Here is a 17882-nt window from a genome sequence, read left to right on the forward strand (position 1 = left end):
TTTCTAAAGGGCGGAGGCGGCAAGATCGCCGTCATAGGCGGCACGAACGAGACGTTTCATGGCGTCGATGTCGAAGGGCCGCGGGTTGTTCTTGATCAATCTGTCGATGCTGAGCGCCTGTTCGGCGGTCCAGTCGAGCTTGTCGGCGGAAAGCCCGAGATCGGCGAGCGTCGGCGTGATGCCGATGGCCTGAAAGAGCCTGCGGATCTCCTCAATGGCTGCGTCTGCCATCTCCTGCTTCGTCTTGCCGGTTGGATCCAGACCCAGCGCTTGCCCGATCTCAGCCATTTCGGTCATCGAGGCGGAGCGGTTGTAGTTCATGACATAGGGCATCATCGTTGCGACGCCGAGCCCATGGGCCGTATGGGTCAATGCGCCTGCGGGATACTGGATGGCGTGCGCTGCTGCCGTGCCGGCCGTGCCGAATGCACAGCCGGCAGCCAACGCACCCATCATGACGTCAGCGCGCGCATCTTCGTTCGATCCCTCCTTGCAAGCCGCCTCCAAGCTGCGTCCCAAGAGTTTGATGGCGAGAAGCGCGAAATGATCAGTAAGTAAACTCTTACCAATGAAGACGTGATTCTGTGGCAGCGACGGGTCGGTGCCGCGTCGAGCGGCCGTGAATGCCTCGATTGCATGGGTCAGTGCGTCTGCGCCTGCGACAGCGGTCAGGCCCGGCGGGCAGGACATCGTCAGGTCAGGATCGCAGATGGCCGCTGCGGCGATGAGATATGGGCTCGATATGCCGACCTTCAACGTCCGGTCCGGGTCGGAGATGACGGCAACCGGCGTCACCTCGGAGCCGGTCCCCGCCGTAGTCGGGATGGCGATGATCGGGATTGTCGGACCGGGAACCTTGAACTCACCGTAATAGTCGGCGAGGCTTCCGCCGTGGCTCAGCAGAAGGGCGGCGCATTTTGCCATGTCGAGGCAACTCCCTCCGCCTATCCCGATCACCATGTCGGGCGCGAAGCTTCGAGCCTCTTCAACGCATGAGGCAACAGTGTCGCGCGGGACATCCGGCAAGACCCGGTCGTAGACCAATGTCTCGATCGATGCTGCGTTCAGCGCGGCGACGAGTTCGGCGAATGTGGACGTTCCTGCGAGGCGCTCATCCGTGCAGATCAGTGCCCTTCGACCAAGCCTGGTGGCGACTGCCGGCAGCGCAAAACGTTGGCCTTTGCCGAACAGGATTTCTTTCGGAAGCCTGATGGCGGCGAAGAGGGTCATTGTGCTGGTCCTTTCACCAGTTGTGGGATGAAGAAAGACCGTGAGGAAGTGTCGCAAAATTGGCGCGCGATTTCTGTCGCACCCACCCAAATGACCCTCATGAAACCTCCGATATAAAATCCTATAGGATATGGGATTGCATACCGCCGAGCATCGTGTTAGCGATTGTTCCTGTCAAGAGGCAAAAGAAATACAGGGCCGGAATACGATGATGCTCAATGCCACGCCTGATCCGAGTGGTTTCATCCAGCGCAGCAACAGTCTCGCGGACAGCGTCTACGAGGTGATTTTTGCGCAGTTAATGTCCTTGAAGATCGCTCCAGGTGCGCGCATCACCGTCGATAATCTCGTCAAGGAGTTCAACGTCTCCCAGACCCCGATCCGCGAAGCGCTCGGCCGCCTCGAGGGAGAGGGGCTTGTCGTCAAGACGCATCTCATCGGTTACAGCGCTGCCCCGCAGATCACCCATCGGCGCTTCGACGAGCTTTACCATTTGCGGCTGCTTCTCGAACCTGATGGTGCGGCAAGGGCAGCAAGGGCGATGGACGATGAGAAGCTTGCCATCCTGCGGGAGGCGGCCGGTGTCATGGGGCGCCGGGAAGGAGGCGATGAACGGCTACGCTATTCGACCTTCGCGCGGCAAGACGCCCTTTTCCATGACAGGATCATGGAATTTGCCGGCAACGAGCTCATTCGCCAAACCCTTAGCCACCAGCACACGCATTTTCACATCTTTCGACTGATGTTCCATTCCCGCGTCACCGAAGAGGCCTTGGACGAGCACGAGGCACTTCTCGCCGCCTTCGCTGCAGGCGACCAGTCGGCCGCCGAAAAGGCAATGAGAACCCATCTCGAACATTCGCGGGACCGGCTCGTGCCGGCCTTCGATTAAGGGGCGGGTAATGTCGAACGTCATGACCATCGAGAGGAGAGGGAGGAGCGTGGTGGCCGAGACAGAAGACCTCGCCTCTCGTCCGGTCCTTCGTGCAGAGGGCATGTCGAAGCAATACGGATCCGTCACCGTACTCTCGGAGGTCACGCTCGATATCTTCCCCGGTGAGATCCATGCCATCATCGGCGAGAATGGCGCCGGCAAGTCGACATTCATGCGGCTCCTCTCCGGTTATGCCGAACCCACTGCCGGAACGCTGTCGATGGGCAGCCGCAAGGTCGGTTTCTCGAAGCCGGAGCAGGCCCAGGAGGCGGGTATCGTTCTGGTGCACCAGGAGATCCTACTTGCCGATGCCCTGACCGTTGCCGAAAATCTCTTCCTCGGCCGGGAACTGATGCGCCATGGCTTGGTCGATGATCGGACGATGCGGCGTCTGGCCGTCGAAAAGCTTCACGACCTCGGCTGCCACGTGTCGCCGAATGCTCTGGTGCGCGACATCTCGCTTGCAGATCGCCAGCTCGTGCAGATCGCGCGCGCACTTCTCGACGACTACAAGCTTGTCATTTTCGATGAGCCCACCGCAGTCCTGACGGGTGAGGAGGTCGAGCGGCTGCTCGCAATCATCCTGCAGCTGAAGGAACAGGGTGCGGCGGTGCTCTACATCAGCCACCGCCTGGATGAGGTCCAGCGGCTTGCCGACAAGGTGACGGTGCTCAGAGACGGCAAGATGGTCGGCACATATCCCGGCCATAGCCTGACGCAGATGGACATGGCGCGGCTGATGGTCGGGCGCGATCTCGCCGCACTTTATCCTGAGAAGACCGTAAAGCCGGCTTTACAGGCGATGCTTGAAGTCCGGGACCTTAGCGTTCCTGGCTTTGCAAGCGACATCTCGTTTACCGCCCACAAAGGCGAAGTCCTCGGATTTGCTGGCATGATCGGTGCTGGCCGCACCGAAGTGTTCGAGGGCATCATGGGCCTGCGTCCCGCCACGGGAACCGTAAAATTGCAGGGCAAGGCGATCGACATCAGGCGCCCCCGGGCGGCGATGGATGCCGGCATCGGTTACCTGACTGAAGACCGCAAGGGTAAGGGGCTGCTGCTGCAAGAGCGGCTCGCGCCGAACCTCACGCTGTCCGCCCTCAGCAGGTTTCATCCCGGCCTTCTGATGCACCGCCGCCGCGAGCGGGGCGCGCTTGTCGAGGCCGTCAGCGCCTACGACATCCGCCTGAAAAGTTACGCGCTCAAGGCGGGCCAGCTTTCCGGCGGCAACCAGCAGAAGCTTCTGCTTGCCAAGGTGCTTCTCACCGACCCATCGGTCGTGGTCATCGACGAGCCGACGCGCGGGATCGACATCGCCAATAAGGCCCAGATCTATGCCTTCATCGAGCGCCTCGTCGCAGAGGGCAGGACTTGCATCGTCATCTCGTCCGAAATGCAGGAACTGATCGGGATCTGCGACAGGATTCTTGTGATGCGGGAGGGGCGCATCACAGGAGAGGTGACGAGCGACAGAATGACGGAACATGAGATTGCGCTTCTTGCCACCAGCGAAACGACGCTTGTGGCGAAGCAGGGAGGAAGGCAATGACTGTGATTACGGGTTCGACGCCGGTTCGGCCGGAACGGGAATGGAACATCGGCTGGTCGGATGTCGGTCCTTTCCTTGCGCTTCTGGCGCTGCTGGTGATCGGTTTTTCGATCAACTCGGATTTTCTCTCTGCGACCAATCTCGGCAATGTGATCACGCGAAGCGCTTTCATTGCCATCATCGCAGTCGGTGCCACCTTCGTTATCTCGTCCGGCGGACTGGATCTGTCCGTCGGTTCGATGGCCGCATTCATCACCGGCATAACCATCATGTTCATGAATAGGATGGCTCCCGACTGGGGTGTCCTGGCAATTCCCGCCGGCATGGCGGTCGCGCTCGTCGTCGGGCTCATCTGCGGGCTGATGAACGGGGTCATCGTTACGGTCGGAAAGATCGAGCCCTTCATCGCAACGCTCGGCACTATGGGGATCTTCCGGGCCCTCATCACCTATATGTCGGACGGCGGAACGATCCCGATCGATCGCAGTCTCCGTGACGCCTATCGGCCCGTCTATTTCGGGACCCTCGGCGGTATTCCTTTTCCGATCCTCATCTCGATTGCCGTCGCCGCCATCGCATCCTTCATCCTCTACAAGATGAAATATGGCCGGAAATGCGCCGCCGTTGGTGCGAACGAGGACGTTGCTCGCTATTCAGGCATTTCTATCATCAAGACGCGCACGATCGCCTATGCGATCCAGGGCGCTTGCGTTGCGATCGCCGCGATCTGCTACGTGCCGCGCCTGGGTGCGGCAACGCCGACCACTGGCGTGCTGTGGGAATTGCAGGTCATCACTGCGGTCGTCATCGGCGGAACCGCCCTGCGGGGTGGCAAGGGCCATGTCTGGGGCACGGTCGCCGGAGCGGTCATCCTCGAACTCATTGCCAACCTCATGGTGCTCTCGGATTTTGTGTCCGAATATCTCGTCGCCGGCGTTCAGGGCGTCATCATCATCATCGCCATGCTCATACAGAGGTTCTCGAAGTAACCGCGTCCGGACCGCGCGGATTGATGTTTGTGGTCCGATTCTGGGAGGAATGAATGTCTAGTAAATGGATTGCGGCCTTGGCCGTCAGTACGGTGCTGCTTGCCAGCCAGGCCCTTTCGGCAGACAAAAAGGTCGTCGCAGTGTCGATCCCGGCAGCCGACCATGGCTGGACGGCGGGCATCGTCTATCACGCGCAGGCCGCCGCCAAGGAAATCAATGCCGCCTTTCCGAATGTCGAGGTCGTCGTGAAGACCTCGCCCTCGGCAACGGCGCAGGTGAGCGCGCTTGAAGATCTCTCCGCAGGACGCAAGCTCGATGCGCTGGTCATCCTGCCCTATACGTCGGAAGAACTGACGACGCCGGTCAAGGCGGTCAAGGATGCAGGCACCTTCATCACCGTCGTGGACCGTGGCCTGAACGATCAGTCCATCCAGGACCTCTATCTTGCCGGCGACAACATCGCGGTCGGCCGCAATACGGCGAAGTTCATGATCGACAAGCTGGGCGGCAAAGGCAACCTCGTCGTTTTGCGCGGCATTCCGACCGTCATCGACGATGAACGCATACAGGGCTTCCAGGACGCCATCAAGGGAACCGATTTCAAGGTTCTGGACATCCAGTACGCGAACTGGAACAGTGACGACGCCTTCAAGCTGATGCAGGACTATCTCGCAAAATACCCGCAGATCGACGCTGTCTGGGCAAATGACGATGATATGCTTCTTGGCGTGCTCGAGGCCGTCAAGGAATCGGGCCGCAAGGACATCAAGCTCGCCCTCGGCGGCAATGGTATGAAGGACATCGTCAAAAAGGTCATCGACGGCGATCAGATGACGCCGGTCGAAACACCCTATCCGCCATCGATGATTAAGACCGCCATCTACATGACCGTTGCCAATATTGTCGGCCAGGCGCCGGTGCGAGGCACTGTCAAGCTGGATGCGCCGCTGATCACGCAGGAGAACGCCAAGGAATATTACTTCCCCGACTCTCCGTTCTGACAATACCTGAAACCGGGGCGGCCGCAGCCGCCGCCCCATTGCATGAAGAAGAGGAGCAAATCATGCCTGGTAAGAAGATACTGATGCTGACCGGTGAGTTCACCGAGGAATATGAAATCTACGTCTATCAGCAGGCGATGGAGGCGGTCGGCCATACGGTCCACGTGATCTGCCCCGACAAGAAGGCTGGCGACCTGATCAAGACCTCGCTCCACGATTTCGAAGGCGATCAGACCTATACGGAGAAGCTCGGGCACTTCTTCACGATCAACAAGACCTTCTCGGAGGCCGAGGCGCAGCTCGACCAGTATCATGCAGTCTATTGCGCAGGCGGTCGCGGCCCCGAATACATCCGGACCGACAAACGCGTCCAGGCAATCGTGCGTCATTTCCACGAGAAGCAGAAGCCGATCTTTACGATTTGCCACGGCGTCCAGATTCTGATTGCCGTCGATGGCGTGGTTCGCGGCAAGAAGGTGGGTGCCTTGGGGGCTTGCGAGCCGGAAGTCACGCTTGCAGGGGGTACCTATATCGATCTGTCGCCGACGGAAGCCTATGTCGATGGCACCATGGTCTCGGCGAAGGGATGGACTGCACTTGCGGCATTCATCCGCGAATGCCTGAAGGTGCTGGGCACCGAAATCCGCCACAGTGACGATATCGCCAAGGCTGCCTGAGCCTTCTCTCTTGCTAAAGCTTGTTTCCTTGGTCTGATGATCAGGCAATCCTCGCAGGACGCGGGGGTTGCCTTTCCGGGGACGGTCCTTGCCTGCCCTCGGGAGGCAGATGCATGCGCAGCATCATTTGCGGGCAGCAATCATGGCGGCGCCGAGAGCGCCCGCCGCAATCCGCCGGCGCTCGCTTCAATCCAAACTATAAATCCCATCTAGAAGATTCTGGGCGAGTGGTCGCGATGTCGATCCACGGTTTGAGCAATCCGAGCGACTTCCCTCATGATCCGAGGGTGGGATCCAAAGATAAGGTCCTTCCGTTCTTGCTCGCACGCTCCAGGCGATCGGCGCCCTCGGAGCCGCGTGCGATCATCGCCATCGCAATATGCCGCGCCTCTTCGGCGAAGCCACCAAGGATCGCATTGGCGAGCGCGAGATGGATCGTCGGGTTTGGATCGTAGATCAAATCGTGCTCGTCGAGCGCAAGGTCCGCGGTAAAGAGCGTCCGCAGCATGATTTCCAGCGAGCGCCCGATCCCCTGCAGCAGGCTGTTGTGACTGGCCCGCAAGATGGCAAGGTGAAAAGCTATATCCTGCTCGATTGCCGCGATGGACGGCAAATCCTGCATCGATCTGGCCATAGAGAGGAGTGTCTGCCGTTCCTCGATGGTCGCGTTTCGAGCAGCCATTGCGGCTGCGCCGGGCTCGATCATTTCGCGCAGTTGCGCGACTTCGCGGCGGAAGGATGCGTGCGATTTCCGGTCTTTGAGCCTCCAGCGGATGATGTCGGCGTCCAGGCCGTTCCAGTCCTCGGTCGTGGCGACGCGCGATCCGTAACGGCGGGCGGTCCTGATCAGGCCCTTGCCTGCGAGGACTTTGACTGCCTCTCGCAGGGCGTTCCTCCCGACGCCGAAGCGGGCGGCGAGTTCCGGTTCCGGCGGCAAATGTTCCCCCGGCTGCCAGTCACCTTCGACGATTGACCTGCCGAACCTCTCGACCGTATCGGCGATCACCCCCTTCGGCAGCATGATGTTGTCCTTCTTGCAAAGTCTTTAGATCCCATCTATAAGCCCGATCAGCTTGAGGAGGCTTCGCGCGTCGCAGGCAATGATGCGGTGATCAATCGATATGTCAACCGGATCAGACATTCAAACGGGGGAAGAAGCATGGGTTTGAGAATATCCACGATGATCGGCCTTTCGACAGCTATCGCCGGCGCTGCAATTTCGCTGTGGCCGTCTGCGGCGGCGGCCGAGACCGTGATCAAATGGCTTCATCCAGAGGCCCAGCCGAAGGTTGTGGCGGTCTGGCGGGGAATTGCCGATGCGTTCGAAAAGGATCATCCGGGTGTCAAGATCCAGATGCAGTTCCTCGAGAACCAGGCCTTCAAGGCCAAGCTGCCGACCCTGTTGCAGTCGTCTGACGCCCCGAGCATGTTTTACAGCTGGGGTGGCGGCGTATTAAGAGCGCAGTCTGAGACTGGGATGCTTCGCGACGTGACGCCGGCCCTGGACGCGAATGGCGCGGCCTGGAGGGCATCGCTGAACGCCGCTGCAATTGACGGCCTTTCGAGCGGCAACAAGGTCTGGGCAGCCCCCTTCAAGGTCAGTCTGGTCTCTTTCTATTACAACAAAGATCTCTTCGCCAAGGCGGGCGCTGATGCCAGCTCGATAACGAGCTGGGAGAAATTTCTCGACGCCGTGAAATCACTCAAAGCTGCCGGCATCACACCGATCGCGGGTGGCGGCGGCGACAAGTGGCCGCTGCATTTCTATTGGGGTTATCTCGCCATCCGCGAAGCCGGCAAGGATGGGTTCAATCAGGCAAAATCCGGCAACGGAGACGGCTTTGTCGCGCCCGCATTTGTGGAGGCCGGCAACCAGCTCGCCGCGTTGGGCAAGATCGAACCTTTCCAGAACGGTTACCTCGGCGCAACGTGGAACGATGCCCTCGGTGCCTTCGGCAATGGCAAAGCCGCAATCATCCTCGGATTTGAAAACACGCCGGGAACGCAGGCCGTCAACGCGGCCGACGGAAAAGGACAACCCCTGTCCAACATTGGACGCTTCGCATTTCCTGCCGTCGACGGTGCACCCGGTCTTGCAACCGACAATCTTGGCGGCATCAACGGCTGGGCGATCACCAAAAACGCTCCGCCCGAAACGGAACAGTTCCTGCAATATCTGAGTTCCATCGGACCGCAGCGCATCCTGGCAAAGGAAACCCGTGTTCTGCCTTCGGCAAAGGGTGCGGCCGATGCCATCGACGAACCGACGGTAAAGGCGGCGGCCGACGCCGTGGCGGCCGAAACCTGGCATCAGAACTTTCTTGATCAGGATCTCGGGCCGAACGTGGGTGCGGTGGTCAATGACATGTCGGTCGAAATCGTCTCCGGGGCCGTGAGCCCCGCTGATGCGGCCCAACAGATACAGGACGCTTTCTCGCTCGAGTAGCCTTGAGCTCTGAGATCAGCAAAAGTCAGCCGCCTCGCGAAAACGGGCGAGGCGGTCAGCTGGTTCATCTCGTCACCGCTGCCTGACTTGGCCGACAAACTCTCCTGCGGGTGGATTGCTGAGGGCGTTCCCGTCAAGCTTAAATTGCATTCGATAGCGAGCGGATCTTAAACTGCTTGAAACGGTCTGATCAATCTGACGGATGATGCAAGATGAAAATCGAACGAATTGAGTGCTTCACGCCAAGGGTGGGGCATCGTAACCAGTTGCTCGTCAAAGTCACGACCGCAGATGGGATTCATGGCTGGGGAGAATCCGGCCTGACGGGTCGGGAACATGCCGTCATTGGAGCGATCCGGCATTATCAGGAATTTCTCGTTGGGCGCGACGCCCGCAGGGCGGGTGCACTATGGCAGGAAATGTACCGCAGCCAATATTTCGAGGGCGGGCGTGTCCTGACAGCGGCGATTGGTGCACTCGATATTGCCTTCCACGACATCCGCGCCAAGGCGCTTGGCGTGCCTGTCCACGAGCTTCTCGGCGGCAAACACCGTGACCGTGTTCCGGCCTTTGCCACCGCGCCGGCCGATCCCGGTCCGGAGATGATGGAGCAGGCCAGGATCCTGATGGACGCGGGCTGGAACTCCATCCGTTTCGTGCCGTGGGGACAGCATTCCCTCGACGTCTTCGAGCCGAGAGAGTCGATTGCACGCACGGCGCCGTGGATGGTCAAGGTCCGGGAAGAATTGGGCGCCGAGGCTGTGCTCGGCATCGACTACCATCATCGGCTGAGCGTCGCCGAGGCGGCGTCCTTCTGCCAGAAAATGCCGTCCGGAACGCTCGATTATATCGAGGAGCCGATCCGGGACGAGACGCCGGAAGCCTATGAAGCGCTTCGAAAGATGACGGATGTGCCGTTTGCGATCGGCGAGGAGTTTTCTTCCAAGTGGCAGTTCCTGCCCTATATCGAGCGCGATATCCATCAGTTCAATCGACTGGACATTTGCAATGTCGGCGGGTTCACAGAGGCCATGAAGGTCGCCGGCTGGAGCGAAGCCCACTATGTCGATCTGATGCCGCACAATCCGCTTGGTCCCGTCTGCACGGCGGCGACAGTGCATCTTGCTGCGGCGGTGCCGAATTTTTCCTGGCTGGAATGCCGTGCTTCTCCCGTCGAGCAGCTCGGCTTCGATTCCCGCGAGCTCTTTCCGCAGCAGGCAGAGTTGAACGGCAGTCACTACGACGTCCCGGAGGTTCCGGGCCTGGGGATCGAGGTGAACGAAGATGCGCTGAACAAGCTCGACTTTCAATATTTCGAGCCCCCGCATCTGCGCCGTCGCGACGGCAGCTTCACCAACTGGTAGCGACAAAAACAGGAATGGTGATTTCAGCATCTTCGTCGCGTGAACGCGGACGGCGACAGGGCCCTTTAAGCCCGATGCGCAAAATCTCCCTTCAATCATCACCTGCTTCCTCAACATTGACGGGTGAAAGCCGCGGGCGGACCGCTGCCTTCCAGTGCGCTCGGCTCATGCGTCGTTTGCGAGGCGGTGGCCTTGCGCATCGAATAGGTGAACTGCCGAGGTATCGATGGAGATCCTGATCTTGACGCCGGGCGCGAATCTCACCCGTTCGCGAATGAGTGCGATCAAGTTCTGGCCACCCAGCCTGACGACGACTTGCGTTTCGGAGCCGGTCGGCTCAACCAGAACGACGTCCACTTCCAGCCCCGATGGATCAAGACCGATCGCTTCGGGGCGAACACCCAAGACTGCTGCTCGTCCATTCGTCGAGTTGACCGGTAGAAGAACGCCATCGGCTGTACGAAACCCCTCGTCGGTCATAAGTCCCTCAAGAAAGTTCATGGATGGCGAACCGATGAAACCAGCGACGAAGGTGTTGCAGGGACGATCATAGAGTTCGAGAGGCGTGCCGATCTGTTCGATGACGCCGCCGCGCATGACGACAATCCTGTCTGCCATCGTCATCGCCTCCATCTGATCGTGCGTTACATAGACCGTTGTCGTGCGCAGGCGTTGATGCAATTCCTTGATTTCGGTACGCATCTGCACGCGCAGCTTCGCATCGAGATTGGAAAGCGGTTCGTCGAACAGGAAAACTGCAGGGTTGCGGACGATGGCGCGGCCCATGGCAACACGCTGGCGCTGCCCGCCCGACAATTGTCGGGGATAGCGCTCCAGGAGGGGCTGAAGGCCCAGGATCGCCGCCGCCCTCTCGACTTTCGCTCGGACCTCGCCACTCGTCTCTCCACGCAGTTTGAGAGAAAATCCCATGTTTTGCGCAACCGTCATGTGCGGATAAAGCGCGTAGTTCTGGAACACCATTGCGATGTTGCGATCCTTGGGCGGCAGGTCGCTGACGATCCGTCCGGCAATTTCGATATCGCCCGAGGTGATGTTTTCAAGGCCGGCAATTGTTCTTAGAAGCGTCGATTTTCCGCATCCCGAGGGGCCGACGAGCACGACGAATTCGCCATCATCGACCTTGAGCGATATGTCTCTCAACGCCTCGAACGCGCCGAAAGTCTTGCGTGCTTCGCGTACGATGACATGCCCCATTATCGCGTCTCCGCGACGGCATTTTGCGGGCTGGTCGTCGCCGGACCGAGCCGTTCGGCGAGGCGGCGCTGCATGCGGCCATGAAACCCGTCAGGAAGGGAACGCGCACTCGCCCTTGAAGGCGGCAACCAGACCGGGTCGGGAAAGGTCGGATCGCCCTCAAAGCGCGGTATGACATGAAAGTGCAGATGCGGTGCTGCCGTCCCGAGCGAGGCGATGTTGATCTTGACGGGCGACAGTTCAGCCCTGAGCGCCTCCTCAAGCGCCACGACGGCCTCCAAAACCTCGCGTCGATCGCCTTCTGAGAGATCGGTGAGTTCCGAAACGTGCTCGTTCCAGATGACGCGGCACCATCCTTCGAAGCCCGTCTCATGGACCAGCACCACTCTGAACGTGGGACCCTGCCACAGCCGATCCTCACCTTTCGCTTCGCAATGAGCGCAGCCTTTCTTGATAGCCATGTTCGGTTTCCTCCCTGCTTATGGCTCTTCAAACATCATACGTAGAATGTTTGAAGTCAAACATATTATGTTATTGACAGGATCGCTTATGTGTTGTTGTCATTGGGAGGGAGAGACGAGGGAGTGGGCTTGCTCAGACCCTCATTGGAGGAAAAGAGGAGGAAATCATGCTTCGAAAGATGGGCTTTATTGCTGCGTTGATGCTGTCGGCGGCCGGTGCCGCTCATGCAGTCGAACTGAAGGTGCTGGTGCCTGCTACCTATTCGCCCTCATCCGGTTTCGTACCGGGGGCCGACATTCACAAGCAGCTCTACGAGAAGTTCCAGGCCGCCAATCCTGATATCAAGATCGATTACGAAGTCTTCGATACAGGCCCGGCCGGCCTGCAAAAACTGCTGACGGCCGCTGCCTCGAATACGCTGCCCGATGCCGTCATCGTGGATGGTCAGTGGATTGCTCGGCTTGTTCAGTCCGATGTCCTGCAGTCACTCGACGGTCTTTGGCCGAACGACGACCAGACGGATTTTCATCCCGCCGTCCTGGCAGCCGAGACCGTTGACGGAAAGCCCTATGCCATCATGTTCCAGACCGGCATGCGCGGCCTTCTCTATCGTCCGAGCGTCATGGCCTCGGTCGGGCTCAAGGAATTTCCCAAGAGCTTCGACGATTTCATGACCGCGTCCAAGACCTTGAAGGAAAAGGGCATCACTGCCGAACTCGTGCCTGCAAAGGCTAACGATGAGCCGGCCACCCTGCATATGCTCAGCATTTTCTGGGGTCTCGGCGGCAAGCTGGTGGACGACCAGGGCGCGCCTGTCTTCTTCGAGGGAAAGAACGGTGAATCCCTGGCCAAGGTCTACCAGATGTATCACGATATGGCGGCTGCGGGGGCAATATCGCCCAATGTCACGACCATGGACGAAACCGCGTTGAGGCCGTTCTTTTATGGCGGCGAGGCTTTTTCGATCGGTGCAAGCTCCTCGGGCATAAAGCAGATGTGGAGCGAACTGCCCGATCTCCAGAATGACCTGGCTGTGGCCCCCTATCCGATGCCCGACGGCAAGCAGCCGGTGACCGTGCTTGGTGGATATGCCTATGCCATCGCAGCCAAGGACGAGGACAAGAAGGCGGCTGCGTGGAAGTTTGTGCAGTTCATGACATCGCCAGAGAACATGACAGCCGTCAATGAAACGCTCGGCCAGCTGCCGGTGCGAAAATCCATCTGGAACACGAGTACGTTCTTTTCGCAGAACGCGCTCATGAAGAGCTACAAGGCGATCTACGACGGTGAGATGCAGACCCGGCCGGCCGTGCCGATCTATACGGCAGTCTCATCGGCTATTTCCTCCCAGCTTGCGGCCGTCATCGGTGGCCAGCTGACCCCAGCCGACGCAGTAGCGGCGGCGAAAGAAGCCGTCATGCGCGAATATGACCGTCAGAAGTCGCGCTGAACTGAGCTCAATCGGCGGGAGCACCTGCTCCCGCCTTGGGAGGAAACAATGAGTTACAACACGCTCGCACAACATCCTGCAAAAACCGTCACGAAGACGAGAAAGAGACGCTTTGCCGTCAATGGCTACTTCTTTTTCGTCCTTCCGGGGGTCGCGATCGTACTCGGCCTGACGCTATTTCCGGCGGTCTACGGTATCTACATCAGCCTGACCAATCTCAATCTCGGCTATGTCGGATCCTCTTTCGTCGGTTTCGAAAACTACATCCGGTTCTTCACGGCCGCCGATCTCGGCCTGATTACGCGCAACACACTGTCCTTCGTGGCAGCTTGCGTGATCCTTCAGGCCTGTCTGGGTTTGGCTGCCGCCGTGCTGCTTGAACAGCGCCTGCCGGGCCATCAGCTGATGCGGTCGATCGTCATCCTTCCGTGGGTCCTTCCTTCGGTCGTCGTCGGTCTCGTCTTCGCGCAGATATTCGGCGGTAGCCGCCTCGGCATCGCCAACTATCTCTTGTCGCTCTTCGGCATTGGTCAGATGTCCTGGTTCTCCGACCCGTTGCTGGCGATGATCATCCTGATCGGCGTATGCACATGGCGCGGCATCCCCTTCACCGTCATCATTCTGCTCGGCGGCTTGCAGACCCTGCCGCGCGACGTCTATGAGGCGGCCGCGATCGACGGAGCAACAGCCTGGCAGCGGTTCCGCTACATCACCGTCCCGCTCCTGCGACCCATCATCATGATCAGCATCATCATGGGAACCGGCGGTGCACTCAACAGCCTCGACATCCCGCTCGCACTGACGGGTGGAGGGCCGGGGAACGCGACCGAGCTCATCTCCATCGCCCTCTACAAGCAGTCTTTCTTTCAGCTCGACGTCAGCTATGGCGCAAGCATCGGTACGGTCATGCTGATCGTCAATATTCTGCTGATCATGCTCTATCTCGCCGTCCTTCAACCGAGGCGGAGGAATGAGGATGGCTGAGGCTCGACCCATATCCCGTCGGCGCCTGCGCCGGCCAATGGAGCCCAATCCGGCTGCCTATATTTTCTATCCGTTGCTTGCCGGGGCAGTTCTGCTTCCCTTGAGCTGGGCCCTGCTCGGCGGATTTAAGAATCCCAACGAGCTCTTCACCTATCCGCCGACCATCTGGCCGAGATCGCCAACCTTCGCCAACTTCATCGATCTCTTCACGCGTCTGGATTTCGGCCACTATATCTGGAACACCGTCATCGTGGCCGTCTTGACGGTCATATTCACGCTGTTCTTCGGCGGGCTGGCTGGATACGCGCTCTCGCGCTGGGATTTTCGCCACAAGGACGTCCTGCTCCTGGTCCTGCTCGGCCTCCAGCTGATACCGAGCACGGTCAACATCGTTCCCTACTACATGATCATGAACCAGTTGGGTCTGCTCAATACGCTGACCGCGCTGGTAATGATCTATACCGCGACCCACATCCCGATCACGATATGGGTGCTCAAGGGGTTCTTCGATACGGTACCCCGCTCGCTCGATGAGGCGGCTGCGATTGACGGCTGCTCCAAGTGGCGGACCTTCTGGAGCGTCATCATGCCGCTCAGCCTGCCCGGCCTTTCAGTCGCAGGCTTCCTGGTCTTCGTGTCGGCCTGGTCGGAGTTCCTGGTGCCTCTGGTCATTGCCGGAGGCAAGGACGTGGCGGTTGCCAGTGTCGGCCTGTTCACCTTCTTCGGCCCAGACTCGGCGACCGCCTATACCTCTCTCTTCGCAGCCACGTTGATCACCGTGCTTCCGGTTCTCATCGGCTATCTTTTTGCCCAGCGTTTCATCGTTTCGGGGCTGACCGCCTTTGCCGAGAAATAGGTCGCGTCGACCCTCTCGTCAGTTTGTAAGGAGAAGAATGGTGACAGAATTAACAGGGACAGTCTCCGTCGTTACCGGCGGTACGTCCGGGATCGGCCTGGCAACCGCAATGGCTCTGCTGACGAAGGGCAGTAACGTGGTGATCAATGCCAGGGCCGAAAAAGGTGATCTCTTCGATAAGCTCTGCGCACTCGGCGCGCCGTCCGGTGCCCGATGCGTCTTCGCTGCCGGCGATGCGTCGGCGCCCGAAACGTCCCAAAAAGTCGTTTCGGCTGCCCTGGACGCCTTCGGCAGGGTCGATGCGGTCGTCCACTCTGCCGGCGGACCGGCAGCGGGTACCATCCTCGACCTGAGCCCCGAGCGGTGGATGGAAGCCTTTGCTGTCCACGTCCATTCCGCCTTCCACCTGTTCCGGGCCGCGCATGGTCCACTATCGGCAAGGGGAGGCTCGGTCACCTTTCTATCGTCGGCAGCCGCACTTCGTGGCTGCCCCGGAACCGTCGCCTATCAGGTCGTCAAGGCCTCTCTCATCCAGCTTGCCCGCGCATTGGCGCGCGATCATGCGGCCGAAAACATCCGCGTCAATTGCGTTGCGCCCGGCATTATCCGCACGCCTTTTCACGATGCGATGAGCCAGGCCGCAAAGGAGAATAACCTGCGCAATCGCATTCCTCTTGGTAGGGAGGGGCGTCCCGAGCAGGTCGCGTCCCTTATTCTGCAACTGATCGAAAACGAGTTCATCACCGGCGAGACCTTTACCATCGACGGGGGCATGTCGATGCGGATGGTCTGACACCCGCTCTACCTTCGAGCCGCCGATGCCGCGGCGAGACCGCAGCAACTTATTCCTGTCCAGCAATTTCCAATTGGAGAATGAAAATGAGCGATATCAAATTCGGGGTGTTCACGAAGCCGTGGACGAACCCCATCGACGAGGTGGCGGAAAGAATGAATTCCCTGGGCGTCGAAGCGATCGAGCTGCCGATCCGGCCCGGCTATCAGGTCACGCCGCAAACGGTCAAGACCGCATTGCCTGAGGTCGTGCGTCGTCTGCGTGGCCACGGGCTGTCGATATGCAGCGTCGCCGCCCCGCTCGACGACGACATTATCTCGGCCTGTGGCGACAGTGGTATTGCGCTCGTGCGCACCATGGTCGGTATCGATCTGTCCAAGGCACGCTACGCCGATACGATCGCCGAGCATCGCGCCCGCTACGACGAGCTTATCCCATTGCTCGAGTCAAGCGGTGTGCGTGTCGGCGTCCAAAACCATTCAGGCAACTGCGTCGGTAGTGCCATCGGCCTTTTCCATCTGATGGAGCGTTATGACGCCAAGCATGTCTGCGCCATCCTCGACATGGCGCATTGCGGCATTGCCGGCGAACCGATCGAACTGTCCGTCGACCTGCTTTGGGAGCGCATCCCCAACCTCGTGAATTTCAAAAATGCCTACCGCGAGAGGATCAATGGGCCGGAAGAGCCGGAGGCCGTCTACCAGACCCATTGGACGACGGGGCGGCATGGCGCCTATTCGTGGTCGGGGCTTGTCAAAGAGCTACATCGCCGCGGTTTTACCGGAACCTTTGTGCTGCCGGGTGAATACAGCGATCCGAATGGTCAGCCGCAGCGCATGGGCGACGACGTCTTGCCTTATCTGTCCGCTGACGTCGCATATCTGCGCTCCCTTGTGTCCTCCGTCTGGTCGCATTGAGAAGGGGATCGATACGATGATCAAGGATCGCAAAGTCCGCGTCTGCATCATTGGCGCCGGCAACATGGCCAACAATGTCCACTATCCCTCATTGACCTCGTTCGATGATGTCGAGATCGTTGGTGTCATAGAAAGCCGGGCAGATCGGCTCAAGCAAACCTGCGACAAGTTTGCAATCCCCGAGACGGCACGTTTCGAAACCCGCCTCGATTCCGATTATCAGGATATCCTGACCAGGCTCAAACCCGATGGCGTCTATGTCATCGGGCAGCCCGAGATCATGTATCCGATCTGGCACTGGTGTCTGACGAACGGCTTCAATCTCTATATTGAAAAGCCGATGGGGCTGACGACACACCAGGCCGAAGCGCTCGCCCATCTGGCCAAACAGAAGGATCTGGTGACGCAGGTCAGCCATCAACGGCGCAATTCGCCGATCCTGCAGCAGGTCAAGGCCCGCCTTCTTGAGAAAGGGCCGATCATCCACGGGGTCGTCGAGTTCTTCAAATGCGATGTCACGCCGATGCTGATTGCCCGCGACCGGATGATGGACGATGGCACGCATGCAATCGACACGGCCCGATGGATCTGTGGTGGGGAGGTGGTCAAGGTCGAAAGCCAGTGCCGTCGGATCGGCGTGCCTGATATCAACTGGTTCGGCGCCACGCTGCATTTCGACAACGGATCGACCTGTTATGTCGTGTGCAATTGGGCATCCGGACGGCGCGTGTTTCGAACCCAGATGCACGTCCAGGGTGGATATGCTGATGTCGAGGTGGAGGCTGAGGCGAAAATCTACCTTGATAACAATTATCAAGGGGAGACGCTTTCGACGCAGCAAGCCGCCAATCACGACCAGAATTTCGTCTACGGAGGATTTGCAGCGAAGAACAGAGAGTTTATTGACTCCCTTAAGTCAGGCATTAATACGTGCTCCTCGCGCTTCGAGGACACGGTCAAGACGATGCGCGTATGTCAGACGATCCTCGCACAGGCACTCGCAGCCGGGGTCTGA

The 17882-nt window shown here is 59.4% G+C and carries 17 protein-coding genes; 13 read left to right on the top strand and 4 right to left on the bottom strand.

All coding sequences use genetic code 11. The features are described 5' to 3' along the window. Window positions 1-3 precede the first annotated feature (3 nt). Window positions 4-1230, bottom strand: a complete 1227-nt coding sequence (locus AB4Z13_RS20155) for an iron-containing alcohol dehydrogenase (protein ID WP_442206617.1) — start codon at window positions 1228-1230, stop codon at window positions 4-6. A 211-nt stretch (window positions 1231-1441) separates the two neighbouring features. Here AB4Z13_RS20155 and AB4Z13_RS20160 point away from each other — a divergent pair, with 211 nt between their 5' ends. From AB4Z13_RS20160 to AB4Z13_RS20180, 5 genes are all read left to right on the top strand, one after another. Continuing rightward, complete coding sequence (locus AB4Z13_RS20160) at window positions 1442-2122, top strand: GntR family transcriptional regulator (RefSeq protein WP_442206656.1); 681 nt, start codon at window positions 1442-1444, stop codon at window positions 2120-2122. A 22-nt stretch (window positions 2123-2144) separates the two neighbouring features. Then, window positions 2145-3713: a sugar ABC transporter ATP-binding protein gene (locus AB4Z13_RS20165; RefSeq protein ID WP_162748091.1), complete on the top strand. Its 1569-nt coding sequence runs from the start codon at window positions 2145-2147 to the stop codon at window positions 3711-3713. Continuing rightward, the gene (locus tag AB4Z13_RS20170; protein WP_439018268.1) at window positions 3710-4702 is read left to right on the top strand and encodes an ABC transporter permease; all 993 of its coding nucleotides are present in this window, start codon (window positions 3710-3712) and stop codon (window positions 4700-4702) included. Before AB4Z13_RS20165 ends, AB4Z13_RS20170 begins: the two co-directional genes overlap by 4 nt. 53 nt (window positions 4703-4755) lie before the next feature. Next, entirely contained in the window at window positions 4756-5703 is a 948-nt protein-coding gene (locus AB4Z13_RS20175) for a substrate-binding domain-containing protein (protein ID WP_113324382.1), read from the top strand. Window positions 5704-5765: 62 nt separating this feature from the next. After that, the gene (locus AB4Z13_RS20180; protein WP_112972442.1) at window positions 5766-6380 is read left to right on the top strand and encodes a DJ-1/PfpI family protein; all 615 of its coding nucleotides are present in this window, start codon (window positions 5766-5768) and stop codon (window positions 6378-6380) included. A gap of 274 nt (window positions 6381-6654) precedes the next feature. Here AB4Z13_RS20180 and AB4Z13_RS20185 read toward each other — a convergent pair whose 3' ends face one another. After that, window positions 6655-7401 (bottom strand): FadR/GntR family transcriptional regulator, encoded by a 747-nt coding sequence (locus AB4Z13_RS20185; protein ID WP_113324381.1) that lies wholly within the window; start codon window positions 7399-7401, stop codon window positions 6655-6657. Between the two features lie 138 nt (window positions 7402-7539). Here AB4Z13_RS20185 and AB4Z13_RS20190 point away from each other — a divergent pair, with 138 nt between their 5' ends. Next, window positions 7540-8826 (top strand): extracellular solute-binding protein, encoded by a 1287-nt coding sequence (locus tag AB4Z13_RS20190; RefSeq protein ID WP_442206618.1) that lies wholly within the window; start codon window positions 7540-7542, stop codon window positions 8824-8826. A gap of 212 nt (window positions 8827-9038) precedes the next feature. Continuing rightward, on the top strand, window positions 9039-10190 hold the full coding sequence (locus tag AB4Z13_RS20195) for a mandelate racemase/muconate lactonizing enzyme family protein (RefSeq protein ID WP_113324379.1): 1152 nt from the start codon (window positions 9039-9041) through the stop codon (window positions 10188-10190). Window positions 10191-10355: 165 nt separating this feature from the next. Here AB4Z13_RS20195 and AB4Z13_RS20200 read toward each other — a convergent pair whose 3' ends face one another. Beyond that, a complete protein-coding gene (locus AB4Z13_RS20200) occupies window positions 10356-11405 on the bottom strand; it encodes an ABC transporter ATP-binding protein (RefSeq protein ID WP_442206619.1) in 1050 nt (349 codons plus the stop codon). Beyond that, on the bottom strand, window positions 11405-11866 hold the full coding sequence (locus tag AB4Z13_RS20205) for an HIT domain-containing protein (protein WP_442206620.1): 462 nt from the start codon (window positions 11864-11866) through the stop codon (window positions 11405-11407). The genes AB4Z13_RS20200 and AB4Z13_RS20205 overlap by 1 nt, the downstream gene beginning before the upstream one ends. 167 nt (window positions 11867-12033) lie before the next feature. Between AB4Z13_RS20205 and AB4Z13_RS20210 the strand changes: the two genes are divergently transcribed. From AB4Z13_RS20210 to AB4Z13_RS20235, 6 genes are all read left to right on the top strand, one after another. Continuing rightward, entirely contained in the window at window positions 12034-13317 is a 1284-nt protein-coding gene (locus AB4Z13_RS20210) for an ABC transporter substrate-binding protein (protein ID WP_439018262.1), read from the top strand. A gap of 48 nt (window positions 13318-13365) precedes the next feature. Continuing rightward, complete coding sequence (locus AB4Z13_RS20215; protein ID WP_113324817.1) at window positions 13366-14301, top strand: carbohydrate ABC transporter permease; 936 nt, start codon at window positions 13366-13368, stop codon at window positions 14299-14301. Continuing rightward, window positions 14294-15157: a carbohydrate ABC transporter permease gene (locus tag AB4Z13_RS20220; protein WP_439018260.1), complete on the top strand. Its 864-nt coding sequence runs from the start codon at window positions 14294-14296 to the stop codon at window positions 15155-15157. The genes AB4Z13_RS20215 and AB4Z13_RS20220 overlap by 8 nt, the downstream gene beginning before the upstream one ends. A 37-nt stretch (window positions 15158-15194) precedes the next feature. Further along, window positions 15195-15950 (top strand): SDR family NAD(P)-dependent oxidoreductase, encoded by a 756-nt coding sequence (locus AB4Z13_RS20225; protein ID WP_442206621.1) that lies wholly within the window; start codon window positions 15195-15197, stop codon window positions 15948-15950. Between the two features lie 86 nt (window positions 15951-16036). Further along, on the top strand, window positions 16037-16867 hold the full coding sequence (locus tag AB4Z13_RS20230; protein WP_162748120.1) for a TIM barrel protein: 831 nt from the start codon (window positions 16037-16039) through the stop codon (window positions 16865-16867). 16 nt (window positions 16868-16883) lie between these two features. Beyond that, on the top strand, window positions 16884-17882 hold the full coding sequence (locus AB4Z13_RS20235; protein WP_162748121.1) for a Gfo/Idh/MocA family protein: 999 nt from the start codon (window positions 16884-16886) through the stop codon (window positions 17880-17882).

This window comes from Rhizobium sp. YAF28 (assembly GCF_052113285.1).
In the GTDB taxonomy this organism is placed as follows: Bacteria; Pseudomonadota; Alphaproteobacteria; order Rhizobiales; family Rhizobiaceae; genus Rhizobium.

What these genes read in the sequence shown, in the direction of transcription:
- AB4Z13_RS20155 (WP_442206617.1), bottom strand. Translation starts at nt 1,230, where the DNA reads ATGACCCTCTTCGCCGCCATCAGGCTTCCGAAAGAAATCCTGTTCGGC.
- AB4Z13_RS20160 (WP_442206656.1), top strand. Translation starts at nt 1,442, where the DNA reads ATGCTCAATGCCACGCCTGATCCGAGTGGTTTCATCCAGCGCAGCAAC.
- AB4Z13_RS20165 (WP_162748091.1), top strand. Translation starts at nt 2,145, where the DNA reads ATGACCATCGAGAGGAGAGGGAGGAGCGTGGTGGCCGAGACAGAAGAC.
- AB4Z13_RS20170 (WP_439018268.1), top strand. Translation starts at nt 3,710, where the DNA reads ATGACTGTGATTACGGGTTCGACGCCGGTTCGGCCGGAACGGGAATGG.
- AB4Z13_RS20175 (WP_113324382.1), top strand. Translation starts at nt 4,756, where the DNA reads ATGTCTAGTAAATGGATTGCGGCCTTGGCCGTCAGTACGGTGCTGCTT.
- AB4Z13_RS20180 (WP_112972442.1), top strand. Translation starts at nt 5,766, where the DNA reads ATGCCTGGTAAGAAGATACTGATGCTGACCGGTGAGTTCACCGAGGAA.
- AB4Z13_RS20185 (WP_113324381.1), bottom strand. Translation starts at nt 7,401, where the DNA reads ATGCTGCCGAAGGGGGTGATCGCCGATACGGTCGAGAGGTTCGGCAGG.
- AB4Z13_RS20190 (WP_442206618.1), top strand. Translation starts at nt 7,540, where the DNA reads ATGGGTTTGAGAATATCCACGATGATCGGCCTTTCGACAGCTATCGCC.
- AB4Z13_RS20195 (WP_113324379.1), top strand. Translation starts at nt 9,039, where the DNA reads ATGAAAATCGAACGAATTGAGTGCTTCACGCCAAGGGTGGGGCATCGT.
- AB4Z13_RS20200 (WP_442206619.1), bottom strand. Translation starts at nt 11,405, where the DNA reads ATGGGGCATGTCATCGTACGCGAAGCACGCAAGACTTTCGGCGCGTTC.
- AB4Z13_RS20205 (WP_442206620.1), bottom strand. Translation starts at nt 11,866, where the DNA reads ATGGCTATCAAGAAAGGCTGCGCTCATTGCGAAGCGAAAGGTGAGGAT.
- AB4Z13_RS20210 (WP_439018262.1), top strand. Translation starts at nt 12,034, where the DNA reads ATGCTTCGAAAGATGGGCTTTATTGCTGCGTTGATGCTGTCGGCGGCC.
- AB4Z13_RS20215 (WP_113324817.1), top strand. Translation starts at nt 13,366, where the DNA reads ATGAGTTACAACACGCTCGCACAACATCCTGCAAAAACCGTCACGAAG.
- AB4Z13_RS20220 (WP_439018260.1), top strand. Translation starts at nt 14,294, where the DNA reads ATGGCTGAGGCTCGACCCATATCCCGTCGGCGCCTGCGCCGGCCAATG.
- AB4Z13_RS20225 (WP_442206621.1), top strand. Translation starts at nt 15,195, where the DNA reads ATGGTGACAGAATTAACAGGGACAGTCTCCGTCGTTACCGGCGGTACG.
- AB4Z13_RS20230 (WP_162748120.1), top strand. Translation starts at nt 16,037, where the DNA reads ATGAGCGATATCAAATTCGGGGTGTTCACGAAGCCGTGGACGAACCCC.
- AB4Z13_RS20235 (WP_162748121.1), top strand. Translation starts at nt 16,884, where the DNA reads ATGATCAAGGATCGCAAAGTCCGCGTCTGCATCATTGGCGCCGGCAAC.